Source organism: Sorangium sp. So ce296 (genome assembly GCF_051529605.1).
Taxonomy (GTDB): Bacteria; Myxococcota_A; Polyangia; order Polyangiales; family Polyangiaceae; genus Sorangium; species Sorangium cellulosum_D.
In genome coordinates this window covers 1,604,952-1,620,470 of record NZ_CP150325.1, presented here as the reverse complement: position 1 = coordinate 1,620,470, position 15,519 = coordinate 1,604,952, and the positions used below count along the sequence as shown (strand labels likewise).

The 15,519-nt window shown below is 74.0% G+C and carries 14 protein-coding genes; 5 read left to right on the top strand and 9 right to left on the bottom strand.

Annotated features, from left to right (window positions below; genetic code table 11):
* Positions 1 to 273 precede the first annotated feature (273 nt).
* The 6 genes from glmM to WME98_RS06110 all read right to left on the bottom strand — a co-directional run bounded on the left by glmM (position 274) and on the right by WME98_RS06110 (position 6,669).
* Positions 274 to 1,587, bottom strand: a complete 1,314-nt coding sequence (gene glmM, locus WME98_RS06135) for a phosphoglucosamine mutase (protein WP_437953958.1) — start codon at positions 1,585 to 1,587, stop codon at positions 274 to 276.
* 260 nt (positions 1,588 to 1,847) lie between these two features.
* Positions 1,848 to 2,873 (bottom strand): SDR family NAD(P)-dependent oxidoreductase, encoded by a 1,026-nt coding sequence (locus tag WME98_RS06130; RefSeq protein ID WP_437950435.1) that lies wholly within the window; start codon positions 2,871 to 2,873, stop codon positions 1,848 to 1,850.
* Between the two features lie 111 nt (positions 2,874 to 2,984).
* Entirely contained in the window at positions 2,985 to 4,355 is a 1,371-nt protein-coding gene (locus WME98_RS06125) for a bifunctional folylpolyglutamate synthase/dihydrofolate synthase (protein ID WP_437950433.1), read from the bottom strand.
* On the bottom strand, positions 4,352 to 5,209 hold the full coding sequence (gene accD, locus WME98_RS06120) for an acetyl-CoA carboxylase, carboxyltransferase subunit beta (RefSeq protein ID WP_437950431.1): 858 nt from the start codon (positions 5,207 to 5,209) through the stop codon (positions 4,352 to 4,354). Before accD ends, WME98_RS06125 begins: the two co-directional genes overlap by 4 nt.
* 10 nt (positions 5,210 to 5,219) lie before the next feature.
* Positions 5,220 to 5,885: a CoA transferase subunit B gene (locus tag WME98_RS06115; RefSeq protein ID WP_020738766.1), complete on the bottom strand. Its 666-nt coding sequence runs from the start codon at positions 5,883 to 5,885 to the stop codon at positions 5,220 to 5,222.
* Positions 5,886 to 5,910: 25 nt separating this feature from the next.
* On the bottom strand, positions 5,911 to 6,669 hold the full coding sequence (locus WME98_RS06110) for a CoA transferase subunit A (RefSeq protein ID WP_437950429.1): 759 nt from the start codon (positions 6,667 to 6,669) through the stop codon (positions 5,911 to 5,913).
* Positions 6,670 to 6,820: 151 nt separating this feature from the next.
* Between WME98_RS06110 and WME98_RS06105 the strand changes: the two genes are divergently transcribed.
* A complete protein-coding gene (locus WME98_RS06105; RefSeq protein ID WP_437950427.1) occupies positions 6,821 to 8,215 on the top strand; it encodes a penicillin-insensitive murein endopeptidase in 1,395 nt (464 codons plus the stop codon).
* 147 nt (positions 8,216 to 8,362) lie between these two features.
* Positions 8,363 to 8,989, top strand: a complete 627-nt coding sequence (locus WME98_RS06100) for a hypothetical protein (protein ID WP_437950425.1) — start codon at positions 8,363 to 8,365, stop codon at positions 8,987 to 8,989.
* Between the two features lie 90 nt (positions 8,990 to 9,079).
* Here the strand turns inward: WME98_RS06100 and WME98_RS06095 are convergent, their stop codons facing one another.
* Positions 9,080 to 10,264 (bottom strand): hypothetical protein, encoded by a 1,185-nt coding sequence (locus WME98_RS06095; RefSeq protein ID WP_437332561.1) that lies wholly within the window; start codon positions 10,262 to 10,264, stop codon positions 9,080 to 9,082.
* Positions 10,265 to 10,362: 98 nt separating this feature from the next.
* On the opposite strand from WME98_RS06095, the gene WME98_RS06090 reads away from it, so the two are divergent.
* Together WME98_RS06090 and WME98_RS06085 are read left to right on the top strand one after the other, a co-directional pair.
* Entirely contained in the window at positions 10,363 to 13,188 is a 2,826-nt protein-coding gene (locus WME98_RS06090; protein WP_437950423.1) for an ATP-binding protein, read from the top strand.
* A 37-nt stretch (positions 13,189 to 13,225) separates the two neighbouring features.
* Complete coding sequence (locus WME98_RS06085) at positions 13,226 to 13,714, top strand: acyl-CoA thioesterase (RefSeq protein WP_437950421.1); 489 nt, start codon at positions 13,226 to 13,228, stop codon at positions 13,712 to 13,714.
* 9 nt (positions 13,715 to 13,723) lie between these two features.
* Here the strand turns inward: WME98_RS06085 and WME98_RS06080 are convergent, their stop codons facing one another.
* The gene (locus tag WME98_RS06080) at positions 13,724 to 14,473 is read right to left on the bottom strand and encodes a M15 family metallopeptidase (protein WP_437950419.1); all 750 of its coding nucleotides are present in this window, start codon (positions 14,471 to 14,473) and stop codon (positions 13,724 to 13,726) included.
* Between the two features lie 148 nt (positions 14,474 to 14,621).
* Positions 14,622 to 15,017 carry a VOC family protein gene (locus WME98_RS06075; RefSeq protein ID WP_437950417.1) on the bottom strand — a complete coding sequence of 132 codons (396 nt, stop codon included), beginning with the start codon at positions 15,015 to 15,017 and terminating at the stop codon, positions 14,622 to 14,624.
* A gap of 191 nt (positions 15,018 to 15,208) precedes the next feature.
* On the opposite strand from WME98_RS06075, the gene WME98_RS06070 reads away from it, so the two are divergent.
* Positions 15,209 to 15,352: a hypothetical protein gene (locus WME98_RS06070; RefSeq protein ID WP_437950415.1), complete on the top strand. Its 144-nt coding sequence runs from the start codon at positions 15,209 to 15,211 to the stop codon at positions 15,350 to 15,352.
* Positions 15,353 to 15,519 lie beyond the last annotated feature (167 nt).

The window sequence follows — 15,519 nt, the reverse complement described above, 5'->3', positions numbered from 1 at the left end:
AACGCCGATCTGGGCCCGTCTCCTGTGCGGGCGGCCTTCGCTCTAGCCAACGCCGGGCATCCCTCGGACAACCGCAGGCCCGAGGGGAGCGCATCCCTCGGACGACGGTAGGCCCCCGGAGAGGGTGTCCGCTGGGCGGGGTGGGGGATGGGCCGATGTTTGAGGCGGAGACATGGCTCATCCGGCTTGCCGGATGAGTCATGTCTCCGCCGAGTTCGGCGGGGCCCCCACCCCGCCCAGCGGACACCCTCTCCGGGGGCCGGGCAGGTCTAGCTAGGCGGTGGCCCCCGCCACGTCCTGCTTGGCCGCCTCGATGATCTCGAGCGCGTACGCCCCGATGGTCGACGCGTCCTCGCCCTCGACCATGACGCGCAGCTTCGGCTCCGTCCCGCTCCACCGCACGAGGATGCGCCCCTTGTCCCCGAGCGTCTTCTCGATGCGATCCACCGCGACCCGCGTCCGCTGCATGCTGTCGAGCGGCAGCCGCGTCGGGAACGTCGCGTTCTCCAGCACCTGAGGCACCCGCTGCATCGCCTTCGACGCGAGCTCGCTCAGCGGCTTGTCCTCCTCCATCATGATCGCGAGCACCTGCAGCGCCGCCACGATCCCGTCGCCCGTCGTCGCGTGGTCCAGGAAGATGAGGTGCCCCGACTGCTCCCCGCCGAACGAGTAGCCGCCGTTCCGCATCGCCTCCACCACGTAGCGGTCCCCGACCGCCGTCCGCACCACGTGCCCGTTCTGCGCCTTGAGCGCGCGCTCGAGGCCGAGGTTCGACATCACCGTCGTCACGATCGTGTTCCGCGGCAGCTTCCCGGTGCGCAGCATCCTGAGCGCGCAGAGCGCCATGATCGCGTCGCCGTCCACGACCTCGCCGCGCTCGTCGACCATGATCACCCGGTCCGCGTCGCCGTCGAGCGCGATGCCGATCGCCGCGCCCCGCTTGAGCACCTCGGCCTTCACGTGCTCCGGGTGCAGCGCGCCCGTCTCGCGGTTGATGTTGCGCCCGTTCGGCTTCACGCCGAGCGCGGTCACCTGCGCGCCGAGCTCGGTGAACACCGACGGCGCCACGCGGTAGGCCGCCCCGTGCGCCGCGTCGACCACGATCTTCACGCCGTCGAGCGACAGCGCCGTGGGGAAGGTGCTCTTGCAGAACACGACGTACCGGCCCCGCGCGTCGTCGAGCTTCACCGCGCTGCCGATCGCCGAGCCCACCACCCGGGCCTCGTCGAGCTCGTGGCTCTCCATGAGCCGCTCGATCTCCTCCTCCGCGGAGTCGGGCAGCTTGTAGCCGTCGGGCCCGAAGATCTTGATGCCGTTGTCCTGATACGGGTTATGGCTCGCGCTGATCACCACCCCGGCGTCGGCCCGCATGCTCTGCGTGAGCTGCGCGACCGCCGGCGTCGGGATCGGCCCGCTCAGCATCACGCGGCCGCCCATCGCGCACACGCCGGACGCGATCGCCGTCTCCAGCATGTAGCCGGACAGCCGCGTGTCCTTCCCGATCACCACCCGCACCTGCCGCGACTTCCCGTGGCTCGCGACGAAGGCGATCGCGCGCCCGAGCCGCAGCGCCATCTCCGGCGTCATCGGCGGCTGGTTCGCCACGCCGCGCACCCCGTCGGTGCCGAAGAGCTTGCGCCCAGCGGAGGCCTGCTGCGGTGCGCCCGTCGCCGACGGAGCGCCCTCCCTATGATCCTTCTTGGTGTGCTTCGGCACGGTCCCTCTCTCGTGGTTCGGGCTGAGGAGACCACCCTTAGCAACCTTTGCCAAGACAGCCTACGGCCAACTGCCGGCGCGGCGACCGCGGCGCGTGTTCATCGCTCTATCTATCGCTCCGCTCTACCGCGTCACCGCGCCGCCTCGGGCGGCGCTTCGTTGTTGCGCCGCGCCGCCTCGTTGCTCAGGCGCAGCAGGGTCGACCCCTGCGCCGGCGCGCGTAGATCCCGCCCCCGCGTCGTCCCCGCGGCGCCGCGGGGCGCCGGCAGGAGCGCGTTGACCAGGCCCATCAGCCGCACCGTCATCTGCGGCGCGACGCCGTGCGCCCAGCTGAGCAGGTGCGAAGACAGCCCGAGCTTCACCTCGGCGCGCCCCTCGCGCGCGGCCGCCACCACCCGCCGGGCCGCGCGCCGCGCGTCGATCGTCGCGAGCGGGATCGACGAGGCCAGGCCGAACCAGCCGAACTCGCGCCGCGGGTCGCCGCCGAACTCCGCGTTGTAGATCGACCCCGTGCGCATCGGCCCGGGGATCACCGTCGTGACCCGCGGGCCTCGCGCGCTGCCGTAGGAGAGCTCGGCCTGGAGGCTCTCCGAGAAGCCCATCATCGCGAACTTCGACGCGTTGTACCCGAGCAGGTGCGGCACCGCGACGCGCCCGCCGATCGACGTCACGTTCACGATCCGCGCCGCGCGCCCCTGCTTCTCCAGGTGCGGCAGCGCGCGCCGCGTCGCGTAGACCGCGCTCCAGTAGTTCGAGCGCATCGCCTCTTCGAGCTCCTCCACGCGGAGGTCCTGCATCGGCGCCACCTGGATCACGCCGGCGTTGTTGACGAGCACGTCGATCCGGCCGAACGCGCGCGCCACGCCGTCGATGAACGCCTCGGCCGCGGCGCGATCGCCGAGGTCGCACGCGACCGCGTGCACCTCGACGCCGAGCGCCCGCAGCCGCTGCTCGGCCCGCTCGAGCGCCCCCGGGTCGCGGCCGGCGATCGCCACCCGGGCGCCGTGCCGGCCGAACTCCTCGGCGAGGAGCAGCCCGAGGCCGCGAGAGCCGCCCGTGATGACCACGACCCGGCCGCGCAGATCGAGCCGCCGCAGGGCGCGGAACGCCGTCCGCGCGAGCGCGGCCGCCCCGAGGGCCGCCGCTGGGAAGAGCACCGGAGAACGCCGCTTTCTGAACGCCATGCCGCCGGACCGGCATCGCCCGTGCCAGACCGGCGCGCCGCCGCGCAGCGACGCGCCTGCACATCGCGCAGCGGCGCGCCCGCGTCAGAGCGCCACGACCGGGTCCGGCGCGATGCCGAGCAGCGCCGACCGCACCTCGCCGACCAGGTAAATCGAGCCCGTCACGACGACGAGCCCGCCCGGCCCGGCGACCTCGATCGCCCGCGCCACCGCCGCGCGCGGATCGCCGATCGGCTCGCCCGGCGCGATCGCCTGCAGCGCGTCGAGCGGCGCGGCCGCGCGGCCCTGCGGCGTCGCGTAGAGCCGCCCCTGCGCCCGCGGCGCGAGCGTCTGTAGCATTTCGCCCCACCCCTTGTCGGCCATCGCCCCGAACACGAGCGCGGTGCGCGCCGCGCCCGGGCCTTCCTCGTCGAGCCACGCGGCGAGCGCCCGCGCGCCGTGCGGGTTGTGCGCACAGTCGAGCAGGACCTGGCCGGCGCCCGCGTCGATCCGCTCCAGCCGGCCGGGCCAGCGGGCCGCGGCGAGCCCCGCCGGGAGCGCCCGCTCGACCTCGGGCCACCGGCCCGCGAGCTGCCACGCGATCCCGCACGCGACGCCCGCGTTCTCCGCCTGGTGCGCCCCGCGGAGGCCGAGCTCCACCTCGAGCGCGGGGCGCCCCGGCCCGACGACGCGCGTCGCGCGCGCGGAAGGCTCCGCGCGCGCCACCGCGATCTCGCCCGCGCGCGCCACCGCGATCTCGCCCGCGCGCCCCGCCGCGATCTCGCCCGCGCTCCCGCCGCGCTCGGCGCGCGCGACGCGGAGGCGCGGCCCGGCGGAGATCGCCAGCGCCGCGGCCTCGATCGCGGCGTCGGCCTCGGGGTCGAGCGGGCCGAGCACCACGGGCGCGCCCGGCTTGAGGATGCCCGCCTTCTCCCGGGCGATGTCGGCCAGCGTCGGGCCGAGCAGGGCCACGTGATCGAACGCGATCGACGTGATCGCCGTGCAGAGCGGCGCCGCGAGCACGTTGGTCGCGTCGAGCCGACCGCCGAGGCCGACCTCGACGATCGCGAGGTCGACGCCCGCGTCGCGGAAGGCCACGAACGCGGCCACCGTCAGCGCCTCGAAGAACGTGAGCGGCGCGGGGACCCGCTCGAGCGCGGCCGACAGCGCGCGCTCGAGCGCCGCGTCGTCGATCGGCGCGCCGTCGATGCGGATGCGCTCGGCGAAGCGGGACAGGTGCGGCGACGTGTAGAGGCCGGTGCGGAGCCCGGCCGCGCGCGCGACCGACTCGACCATCGCGCACACGCTCCCCTTGCCGTTGGTGCCGGCGACGTGCACCGCGGTTACGTCGGCGTGCGGATCGCCGAGCGCCGCGAGCGCCTCGCGCACCCGGTCGAGCCCGAGCACCATGCCCCGCGGCGCCCGCTGCCCCAGCGCCTCGAGCAGCGCCGGGAGCCGCGGCGCCGCCGGGCTCATCGCCGCGCCCGGCGATCGCCCGCGAGGTGCTGGAGCAGCGTGGCGAGGTACGCCTTCATCTCGGGGCGCGGCACGATCGCGTCGACCATCCCGTGATCGAGCAGGAACTCGGCCCGCTGGAAGCCCTCGGGCAAGGTCTGCCGGATCGTGTTCTCGATGACCCGGGGGCCCGCGAAGCCGATGAGCGCCTTCGGCTCGGCGATGTTCACGTCGCCGAGGAAGGCGAAGCTCGCCGCGACGCCGCCCGTGGTCGGGTGGAGCAGCACCGAGATGAACGGGAGGCGCGTCTTGCGGTAGCGCTCGAGCGCGGCAACGCTCTTCGCCATCTGCATCAGCGAGAGGATGCCCTCCTGCATCCGCGCGCCGCCCGACGACTGGAGGAGCACCACCGGGAGCTCGTCGCGCGTGGCGCGCTCGAACAGCCGCGTGATCTTCTCGCCGACGACGGAGCCCATGCTCCCGCCCATGAAGGCGAACACGAACGCGCCGTACGCGATGTCGCGGCCGCTCAGCCGGGCGCGGCCGATCTCGATCGCCTCCTTGGCGCGGCCCTTCTTGTGGAGCGCCGCGACGCGGTCGCGGTAGCTCTTGCCGTCGCTGAACCCGAGCGGATCGTTGGGGACGAGGTGATCGTCCCACTGGGCGAGCTCGCCGTCGTCGAGCAGGAGCCGACGCCACCCCTCGGCGTCGAGCTTGTGGTGGTGGCCGCACTGCGAGCACACCTCGAACGTGCGGGCGAGCTCGGAGGCGTCGTGCGTGTGCGAGCAGCCGTCGCAGCGACGGAACACGCCCGCTCCCAGCGAGCGCTTCTCGCTCGCGTCGGTCGTCGGCAGGGTCTTTTCGGGCCAGGTCATCGGCGAACCCCTAGGCGCTCCGCTGCCCCATCTCCTTCACGTCGGAGGGGACCCGGAGCGTTGGTTGTGTCTTCTCCTGCACCTCTCGGGCGCTCACGCCGGGCGCGAGCTCGCGCAGCACGAGCCCCTCGGGCGTCACGTCGAGCACGGCGAGATCGGTGATGATCCGGTGGACCACGCCGCGCCCGGTGAGGGGCAGCGCGCACTCGGTCAGGATCTTGGGCGCGCCGTTCTTCGCCGCGTGATCCATGATCACGACGACGCGCTTCGCGCTCACCACGAGATCCATCGCCCCGCCCATCCCCTTCACCATCTTGCCGGGGATCATCCAGTTGGCAAGATCGCCCTTCTCGGAGACCTCCATGGCCCCGAGGATCGCGAGGTCGATGTGGCCGCCCCGGATCTGCGCGAACGACTCGGCGCTCGAGAAGATCGCCGAGCCGGGGAGCATGGTCACCGTCTCCTTACCGGCGTTGATGAGGTCCGCGTCCTCCGCGCCCTCGGCGGGATACGGGCCGATGCCGAGCAGCCCGTTCTCGCTCTGGAGCACCACCTCGATCCCCGCGGGGATGTAGTTGGCGACGAGCGTCGGCATCCCGATGCCGAGGTTGACGTAGTAGCCGTCCTTGAGCTCCAGCGCGGCGCGCTGCGCGATCTGTTCCCGCGTGAGTCCCATCGTGTCCCCTGTCCCGGCCCCGCGCCTAGGCGGCCGGCGCCTTGCGCACCGTGCGCCGCTCGATCCGCTTCTCGAAGCGCTCGCCCTGGAAGATCCGGTGCACGAAGATCCCGGGCGTGTGGATGTGGTCCGGGTCGAGCGAGCCGACCTCGACGAGCTCCTCGACCTCGGCGATCGTCACCTTCGCGGCCATCGCCATCATCGGGTTGAAGTTCATGGCGGTGTGGCGGTAGACGAGGTTGCCGAACCGATCGCCCTTCCAGGCCTTCACGAGCGCGTAGTCGCCGCGGATGGCCGGCTCGAGCACGTAGTCGCGGCCGTCGAACTGCCGGACCTCCTTCTTCTCGGAGTACTTCTTCACCGAGCCGTCGGGGTTGTAGAGCACCGGCAGCCCGCCCTCGCTGATGGCCGTGCCCGCCCCGGTCGGGGTGTAGAACGCGGGGATCCCGGCGCCCCCGGCGCGGATGCGCTCGGCCAGCGTGCCCTGCGGCGTGAGCTCGACCTCGAGCTCCCCGCTCAGGTACTGCCGCTCGAACTCCTTGTTCTCGCCGACGTACGACGAGATCATCTTCCGGATCTGGCGGTTCTGCAGGAGGATCCCGAGGCCGAAGCTGTCGACCCCGCAGTTGTTGGACACGACCACGAGGTCCTTCGTGCCGAGCTCGCGGAGCGCGGCGATGCAGTGCTCCGGGATGCCGCAGAGCCCGAAGCCGCCCGAGAGGATCGTGGCGCCGCCCGGGATGTCCCGCACGGCGTCCAGCGCGCTCTTGTAGACCTTGTCCATGGCCGACCGAGAGGTACCCCAACTGGCCGCGAGGCAAAAGCCTCCGCTGCGGCCGCGGTACGCCGCGACGCCGGGACGCCGCAGCGCGGCACGGGGGACGGACGGCGCCGGCTTCTTGGCCCGGCCCGCCGAAACCCCGTAACGCACCGGTGTGCCTCGACCGATCTCCGTGCTGTTCACGATCCTGGCGCTCTCCTTGCCCGGCGCCCCGGCGGCCGCCGCGGCGCCGGACGCCCCGGCGCGCTCGGCCGCGGAGGCGCCGGCGCGCTCGAAGGCGCGCTCTGGCGCAGGAGCGCCGGCGGGCTCGAAGGCGCGCGGGGCCGCGGGCACGCGGGCGCGCGCGGCCGCCCCGCGCGCGCGGCTCGCGAGCGACGTCGGCAAGGGCCACCGCCCCCGCGCCGGCGACGCAGGGCCGCGATCGTCCGAGGCGGCCAAGACCAAGCCGGCGCCCAAGCCGCCCGCCGCGTCGGTCGGCCACCCGAACGAGGGGCACCTCGAGGGCGGCGTGCGGCTCGACACCTCGCGCAAGGACATCCGCGTCGTGCCCGCCTACGCCCACGCCGACGTGCGCTGGGGGCTGCCGGCGCTCGTCGGCATGATCGAGCGCGCGGCGCGCGGCGTGGCCAAGCGCTTCCCGGGCGCCGTGCTCGAGGTCGGCGACCTGTCGCGCCAGCGCGGCGGCGACGTCCACCGCCACAACTCCCACGAGAGCGGCCGCGACGTCGACCTCGGCTTCTACGCGCTCGACGGCCGCGGCAAGCAGGTCCACGCGCCGTACTTCCTGCGCTTCAACGCCCGCCTCGCCTCGACCAACCTGCCCGGGGCGCGCTTCGACCTGCCGCGCAACTGGCTGCTCGTGCAGCACCTGCTCACCGATCCCCGCGCCCACGTGAGCCACATCTTCATCTCCGATCCGCTGCGGCACGCGCTGATCGCCCACGCCAAGCGCATCGGCGTCTCCCGCGCGCTGCTCGTCCGCGCGCAGCTCGCCATGATGCAGCCGACGGGCTCCGAGCCGCACGACGACCACATGCACGTGCGCATCTCCTGCCCGAGCGCCATGCGCGGCAGCTGCATCGAGCTCGCGAAGAACGCCCCCTCGTTTCGCACGCGCGCGCGCATGGCGAAGGCGGCCAAGGGGCTCCGGACCCCGGCGTCCCCGCGCGCGGGGGCCGCGCGCCCGCAGGCCGCGCCCGCGCCGGAGCGGCCGCGCGAGGCCGGCGCGAGCGGGCGCGACGCCGCGAAAGGCGCGCGCCGCGAGGACGCGCGCCGCGAGGACGCGCGCCGCGAGGACGCGCGCCGCGAGGACCCGCGCCGCGAGGAGCCGCGCCCCGAGAAGGCCGAGCGCCGCGCCGCGCCCCGCGCGGGCGAGGCCGACGCGATCCCCCTCGCCGCCGCGCGCGCGGCGGCGCAGCAGCCCATGGGCGGCCTCGACCTGTCCTTCCTGCGGCCCTCCACGTCCCAGGAGGACGTCGAGGCCGATTCGGACGGCGCCGACGCGAGCGGCGCGCTCGACGACAGCGGCGCGCTCAAGATCACGGACTGAGCCCGCCTCCCCCGGCGCGCCACCGCAGCGACGTGCGACTAACGCATTGCATTGCAGGTGGTCCCGCAATCTGGAATCGGGACGCCGGCGCGTCTTTACCGCGAGAGAAGACCTCGGGCAGACTGGGGCGAAATGATGGGGGTGTTCATGCGGCAAGCGGACTCCCAGACCTCGATTCCCACGCTTCCATCCGCTCCGTCGCTGGTCGCGAAGGAGCATGATCGCCGGGCGCTGTTCGCGGCGCTCACGTTCGTCGACAAGCCTCCCCGGAGCGCGGCGGCGCTCTCGGGCTGGTTCGAGAAGCACCTCGTCGCGCCCGGGCGGATGCGGCGCCCGACCTATGTGACGGAGGGCTTCTCCATGCAGGTGGCGCTCGGCCCGGCCGCCCCGGAGGACCCGGACGAGCGCGAGCTCCAGGCGCTCGTCGAGGCGGCGCGGTTCCGGGTGCTCTCCTCGCTCCGCGCCCTCATGCCGCCCGCCGCGGACGATCGCTTCCTCGCCGCGGCGATCGACGACGGCCGCGTGCGCCGCGCCGGCGACGGCGCGCTCTGGGAGCCGTGCCCGCGCGAAGAGGACCTGCTCAGCGACATCGTCCTCAGCCTGTTCGCCGCGGATATCCTGAGCTACCGCGAGTTCCACGACGCCTACCTCTGCGTCTGCAAGACCTGCCTCCGCATCGACTTCGATCCGAACCGCTCCGGCAGGACCGGCTGCCCCGAGCACCAGCCGACCGCCACGGTCAACGTGATGCGCCGCAGTCGCCCGCCGCTCTGACGCCCGGCCTGCGGCCGCACGGGCCGGCGCGGCCGCGGCCGCGCGGACCGGCGTTGCGCGCCGCGCGGCGAGGGGCTCAGCGGCAGCGGCTCAGAGGCAGCCGAGCCGGCACCGGGACGCCTGCTCCAGGCACGTCGACAGGCAACTCTGGTAGCGCTGGTACTGGCTGCCCTGCGTGGGCTCCTTGCCACATTGCGTCGCCCTGCACGCCTGGTGCTTCCGCTCGCACGCCCCCACGCACCCGGCGTTGCCGCCGGCGGGCGCGTTGGCGGCGGCGGCCGCGCGCGGCGCCGCCCCGGGGGCGTCCGGCCGGGCGGCCGGTACCTCCGCCGCCGGCGCGTCGCTCCCCTGCGCCGGGGCCGTCCGCTGCGCCGCGTGGGCGGGCGCCGGCCCGCAGCGCTCGAAGGCGCGGCGCATCACGTCGTCCGCGGCGCCGGGCGGGATCTCGCATGCCCGCGCCACGCTCTCGATCCGGCGCTCGATCGCGGCGGCCGCGCGCGCCGCGACCCCGTCCGGCCGGGCGGCCGTCGGCGCCGCGGGCGCGGCGCTCGCGGGCGCGGCGCGCGCGGCCGCCGCCTCGCCGTCCGGCGCGCTCGACGCCCGGCCGATCAGGAAGGCGACGACCAGGCTGGCCACCACGAGCCCCAGCGCGGCGAGCAGGAGCCGCGGGTCGACGCGGCGCGCGGCCCGAGCCGGCGCGCGCTCGGCGGCGCCCGGCGAGACGGCCGGGCGCGCCTGCCCGGCGGCGCCGCGCGGCCGCGCCGCGGCGGGCTCCGGCGTGGGGACGGTCGGCGTCCGTGTGGTCGGCGGGATGGGCGGCGGCGCCAGCGTCGCGACCTCGGTGGGAGGCGAGGGGACCGGCAGCGCCGCGAGGTTCGGCAGCGGCGCCGGGCGCGGGATGTCGGTGTGCGCCGGCGCCTGTGCGATCGACGAGGCGGGCGGCACCGTCGGCATGTCGGGCCACTCCACGAGCGGCCGCACCGCGCGGAGCTGCTCGACGAGCGACCAGAGCTCGCGCCGCTGCTCGAAGCGGCGGACGAGCTCGTGCGCCGCGGCCTGCATCCCCCGGTCCCAGGGGATGTCGGGCACGCCGAGCTCTTCTGCCAAGCGGCGCAGCTCGGCCAGGCTGAAGCAGGCGGCGATGCGCCCGCGGATCTCCGCGGCATTGCGCGCCGTGCTACCGGCGCGCGGCGGCGTCCCCGTGACCTCGTCGTCCACGCCCCGCAGCTTACCGCACGCGCCACCGAAGCCGAACCTGGTATAGGCTCGGGACATCGTGTCCCGCGCTGCGGCACCCGAGGACGCGGAGGCAGGGAGATGAGCCGAGGGGAGTGCCCCGCGCTGCGGCACCCGGGGACGTGGAGGCCATGGAGATGAGCCGAGAGGACAGTGCAACTGGCGCAGCGACGCCCGCCCGCGCACCGCTCGTCGGGCGCGAGGCCGAGCTGTCGGCGCTGGCCCGCGCCCTCGACGCGGTCGAGCGGGAGCGCTCGACGCGGACCGTGACGCTCGTCGGCCCGCCGGGCATCGGCAAGAGCCGGCTCGTAAGCGAGTTCCTCGAGGGGCGGCGCGAGGGCTCCGCCGCGCTGCGCGTCTACGCGGGCGCCGCCGGCGACGTGGCGTCCGCGTACGGCATCTTCGCGCGGCTCCTGCGCGCCCGCTTCGGCCTCTCGGACGCCATGGACAAGGACGCGGCCCGCGCCGAGGTCCGCGCGCAGGTCGCGCACGTGATGGGCGACCGCAAGGTCGGCGACGTCATCTACTTCCTCGGCCAGTTCATCGGGCTCGCGTTCGGCGACAGCCCGCTCACCCGCGCGGTGCAGGACGATCCGGCGCAGGGCGACCTCATCCGCCGCGCCGTGCTGAAGGCGTTCCTCGAGGCGGACGCGGCCCAGGGCCCCATGCTCCTCGTCTTCGAGGACCTCCACGCGGCCCACGACGACTCGCTCGCGCTCCTGCGCTACCTCGTCGAGTACCTCGCGGCGCCGATCCTGATCGTCTGCGCGGCCCGCCCGGAGCTGCTCACCCGCCAGGACGACTGGGGCAAGGTCGGCGAGCGGCGCCACGCGCTTGTCGAGCTCACGCCGCTCGGCGAGGCCGAGGCGGCGGAGCTGGCGAGGGCGCTGCTCGCGCCGTGCACGCCGCGCGGCGGCGAGGACGTCGTCGTCGTCGACGCCGCGGGGGCGGAGTCGCAGCCCCGGCCGGGCGCCCCGCCCGAGCTCGTCGAGGCGGCCTGCGCCTTCGCGAACGGCAACCCGGCGCTCATCGAGCAGATGGTCCGCATCTGCCACGACCAGGGCGTGATCGAGGAGCTCGCGCCCGACTCGGGCGGGCCGCGCTGGCGCGTGCACCTCGGGAAGCTGTCGACGGCGGCCCTCCCGGCGACGGTCGAGGACGCGGTGAACGTCCGCCTCGCCGCGCTCGATCACGACTGCCGGCAGCTGCTCGAGCAGGCCGCGACCATCGGCCCGGTGTTCTGGAGCGGCGCCCTGTTCGTGCTCGGCCGGGCCGGCTGTCAGGCGCCCGAGCTGTGGGGCGAGGAGCAGAGCGACAGGGATCTCGACCGGATCAACGCCGCGCTCCGCGCGCTGTGCGACCGCGGCTACCTGCGCAAGCAGGGCGAGTCGAGCTTCGCGGGCTCGGACGAGTACGTGTTCGTGCACGACAAGGAGCGCGAGGCGCTCCAGAAGCGGATGAGCGCCGCGGCCCAGCGGCGGTACCACCACGCGATCGCCGAGTGGCTCGAGCAGCAGGTGGCGGTGCGCGCCAGCGAGGAGCTCCTCGCCGAGCTCGCGACGCACCGCGAGCGCATCGGCGACGCGGTGCGGGCGGGGCTGTCGCTGCTCGACGCCGGGGACGTGGCGCGCGGGCGCTACTCGAACGCGAAGGCCGCGGAGTACTACGCGCGCGGGCTGTCGCTGCTCGGCGACGCGCACGTCGCGCGGCGCATCGACGCGCTGCACGACTACGGCGACGTCCTGCAGCTCGCCGGGCGGATCGACGACGCGCTCGCCGCCTTCCGCGAGATGCTGACGCTCGCCTACCGGCTCGACAACCGGCGCAAGGGCGGCGCCGCGCACAACCGCATCGGGCGGCTCTACCGCGACAGCGGCTCGCTCGACGAGGCCGGCAAGCACCTCACCACCGCGCTCCGCCTGTTCGAGGGCGCGCGGGACGAGCGGGGGATCGCGTCGACCATCGACGACATCGGCAAGCTGCACTGGCTCCGGGGCGAGTACCAGGAGGCGCTCAAGTGGCTGCGCGACGCGCTCGCCCGCCGCGAGCGGATGGGCGACCGCCGCTCGATCGCGCTGTCGCTGAACAACCTCGGGCTCGCCCTGCAGGACTCGGGGGAGTTCAAGCAGGCGCTGAGCACGTTCGAGCGCGCGCTCGCGATCCGGCGCGAGATCTCGGACCTGCTCGGGGTCGTGGTGAGCCTGAACAACCTCGGGATGATCGCCCAGGATCAGCGCGACCACCGCCGCGCCCTCAAGCTCTTCGAGGAGGCGCTGGAGGTGGCGCGGCAGGTCGGTGATCGCAACCGGACGGCGCTCATCCTGACGAACATCGGGGGGACGCTCTACCGGAGCGGCGATCCCGACGAGGCGGTGCGGGTGCTGCAGCAGGCCGAGGAGCTCTGCGACGAGCTGGGCGATCGGCTCGGCCTGGCGGAGGCGCGGCGCGCGCTCGGGAAGGCGTACATGCTCCGGGGCGACCTAGAGAAGGCGCGCGACTCGATCAGCCGGGCGGTGGACCTGTTCGCCTCGGTGCGGAGCAAGGTGCACCTCGGCATCGCGCTCCGGACGCTCGGCGAGATCACGGCGGCGGGCGGCTGGGGCAGCGCGAACACGAAGAGCGCGCGCGCGTATTTCGCGCGGTCGGTGAGCATCTTCGAGGAGACGGGGAACGAGCTGGAGCTCGCGCGCACGTTCCAGGCCTACGCGCGGTTCTTGACGACGGACCGGAGCTTCGTGGCGAACATGGCGGCGCGGCGCGAGGCGGTGACGATGAACGATCGGGCGGAGGCGATCTTCGGGCGGCTGAAGATCACGTCGATGCGCTTCGAGGACGAGCCCACGCTGCCGACCGGGCCGCCGGGGCTCGCGAAGCAGCCGGTGTCCTCGCCGAGCCCGGGGCGGGCGGGGACGGCGGAGGAGCCGTCGTTCCCGAGCCCGGGGCGGGCGTCCACGTCGAGCTAGCTCGAGCGCTCCTGCGGCGCGGTGATACACCTGCCGGGTGAAGGCCCAACACGAGAAGCGCGCCTCCGATTCGGTCACGACCATGACCGAGTACGTCCTGCCGACGCACGCGAACGCGCTCGGCACGATCTTCGGCGGGCAGGTGCTCGCCTGGATCGACCTGTGCGCCGCCATCTGCGCGCAGAGGCACACCGGCAGCACCGTCATCACCGCCGGCATCGACGACCTCTCGTTCGACCGCGGGAGCAAGGTCGGTCAGGTCGTGCGCCTGGCCGCGCGGGTGACCGCGACCTTCCGCACGTCGCTCGAGATCCTCGTGTCCGTCGAGGGGGAGGACGCGGCCACGGGCGACGTCTGGCCCATGGTCACGGCCTTCGTGACGTTCGTGGCCGTCGACGCGTCGCTGCGGCCGACCGCCGTACCGCCGCTCCGGCCGGAGACGGACGAGGACCGCCGCCTCGCCGAGGCCGCGGCGGAGCGGCGCGCGCGGCGGCTCTCGCGGCGCGGAGGCGGCCGCGGCGCGTGAGCGCCGGCGCTACTTCTTGATGAACCGGTCGGGATTCCCGAGGAACTCGAAATGCATCGTGTCCTCGAGGTCGTCGTGGCCCAGCCAGTCGAAGCCGTAGCGCTCGAACGCCTTGATCCAGCAGCGGGAGAGGGACGTGCGCTCGTACGCGGTGCGCTTCTTCTCCTGGCACAGCGGGCTCGTGGGCCACGGATCGACGCAGCCGCAGCACGGGTTCCGGTCAGGATCGATGTCGATCGCGATGCCGAACAGGTGGTTCGAGATCTCCGCGCCCCGGTAGCTGTTCGCCGTGCGGAACCCGCCGACCGCGCGCGGCGTGTAGCGGCGGGACTTGCTGGAGCACGTCGCGCGGATCCGCTTCTCCACGCAGTGGAGCGCGGGCGCGATCTTCTCGTGGATGGAGACCGGCAGACCCATGAACTGCACGGTCTTCGCCTGGGCGTGGGCGCTCTCGGAGTTGTAGCGCCGCGTCTCCTCGGTCTCGACGTGGCCGTAACGCTCGGCGAGGTAGCGGACCGCCTTGGCGTGCTTCGTCGGGTTGAGCATGCCCTTCTGGACGAAGGTACGCCGCTTCAGGAACTTCTGCGGGCTCTGCACGCGGCACTCGTACTGCGTCGTCTTCTTGTTCTTGCTCTTGCCCCGCGCGGCCTCCTTCGCCTCGGCGACGGGCCCGCCGTCGAGCCCCGAGGGGCCGACCGCAAGCAGGGCGAGCGCTGCTGCCACGAGCAGGTGCACCCGTGTCCGGCCGTTCGCGTTCACGCGCGGAGGTTAAGCAGGCCGGGTCAGGGGCGGCAAGGACTTGCCGCAGGTGCCCGTCAGGAGATCGCCGTCAGGTGACAGGGCGCACCCCCAGGCCGGCTGCGCGCTGCGTCGCGGCGACGGCGCTGCCGCGGCGCAGCGGTCGATCTCATGGGGCGGACCACGGCGAGCAGATCTCCACGAGCACGCCGTTCAGGTCGCGCACGTAGGAGACACGCTGGCCCCAGGGCATGTCGTGGGGCTCCGCGACGGGCGCGGCGCCGGCCTGGACCGCGCGCGCGAACGCCGCGTCGACGTCCTTGCTGGTCACGAGGATCTCGAACCCAGCGGGACGCGCGCCGGGCCGGTTCTTCACGAACTCGGGCAGGTGCTGCTGGACGAACTCCTCCCGCACGAACCCGAGCGGCACGTCGCCCTGCATCTCGCAGTAGTCGTTGCCGTCGGCGACGAACTTGCGCTCGAAGCCGAACGCGCGCTCGTAAAACGCCGCGGCTTCCACCGCGTCGGGCACATAGACGATCACGCCACCCAATCCTGTCTTCATCAGAGCCTCCTCGCGGGTCTTCCGCCCACGCGCTCCGGCAACCTACGGCGCCCCTCCTGACAGCGTGCTGTCAGGAGACGTGGCGCCTGGCGCAGCGCGCGTGGCCGGGCTGCACAAGGCGCCGCGAGAGGCCGCTCCGGCTCATCGCAGCCCGCGAGCCGCGCTCCGATGACGCAGCCCCGGACAGCGAGGTGCAGATTCTGCGCAGCGATCACGTTCAGGTCGAGCGGGCGAAGCCGCCGCAGCGCGACGAGCTCTTCATGGCCGAGGAGCTCCCGCTGCGCGCGGCGGAGCTCCGCGAGATCGGCCTGCCGGTGCGCAGATGGCCCGTTTGACGCGGTGTTCCTTCGGCCAGGACGCTCGCGGATGTGTCTCTGCACACGCGCGCTCGTCGCGGGCGTGGAGGTGGGTACCGTCCTGGCCATCGGCCCCGGTTGCAGCGCTGAAGCGGCGTTTCATCCATGCAAGGGAAATCCGCCGTGAATCCCCTTGTTCGTGCGGC

Coding starts and splice junctions, on each gene's coding strand:
- glmM (WP_437953958.1), bottom strand. CDS start 1,587: ATGACGCCGGAGATGGCGCTGCGGCTCGGGCGCGCGATCGCCTTCGTC.
- WME98_RS06125 (WP_437950433.1), bottom strand. CDS start 4,355: ATGAGCCCGGCGGCGCCGCGGCTCCCGGCGCTGCTCGAGGCGCTGGGG.
- accD (WP_437950431.1), bottom strand. CDS start 5,209: ATGACCTGGCCCGAAAAGACCCTGCCGACGACCGACGCGAGCGAGAAG.
- WME98_RS06115 (WP_020738766.1), bottom strand. CDS start 5,885: ATGGGACTCACGCGGGAACAGATCGCGCAGCGCGCCGCGCTGGAGCTC.
- WME98_RS06110 (WP_437950429.1), bottom strand. CDS start 6,669: ATGGACAAGGTCTACAAGAGCGCGCTGGACGCCGTGCGGGACATCCCG.
- WME98_RS06100 (WP_437950425.1), top strand. CDS start 8,363: ATGCGGCAAGCGGACTCCCAGACCTCGATTCCCACGCTTCCATCCGCT.
- WME98_RS06095 (WP_437332561.1), bottom strand. CDS start 10,264: ATGTCCCGAGCCTATACCAGGTTCGGCTTCGGTGGCGCGTGCGGTAAG.
- WME98_RS06090 (WP_437950423.1), top strand. CDS start 10,363: ATGAGCCGAGAGGACAGTGCAACTGGCGCAGCGACGCCCGCCCGCGCA.
- WME98_RS06075 (WP_437950417.1), bottom strand. CDS start 15,017: ATGAAGACAGGATTGGGTGGCGTGATCGTCTATGTGCCCGACGCGGTG.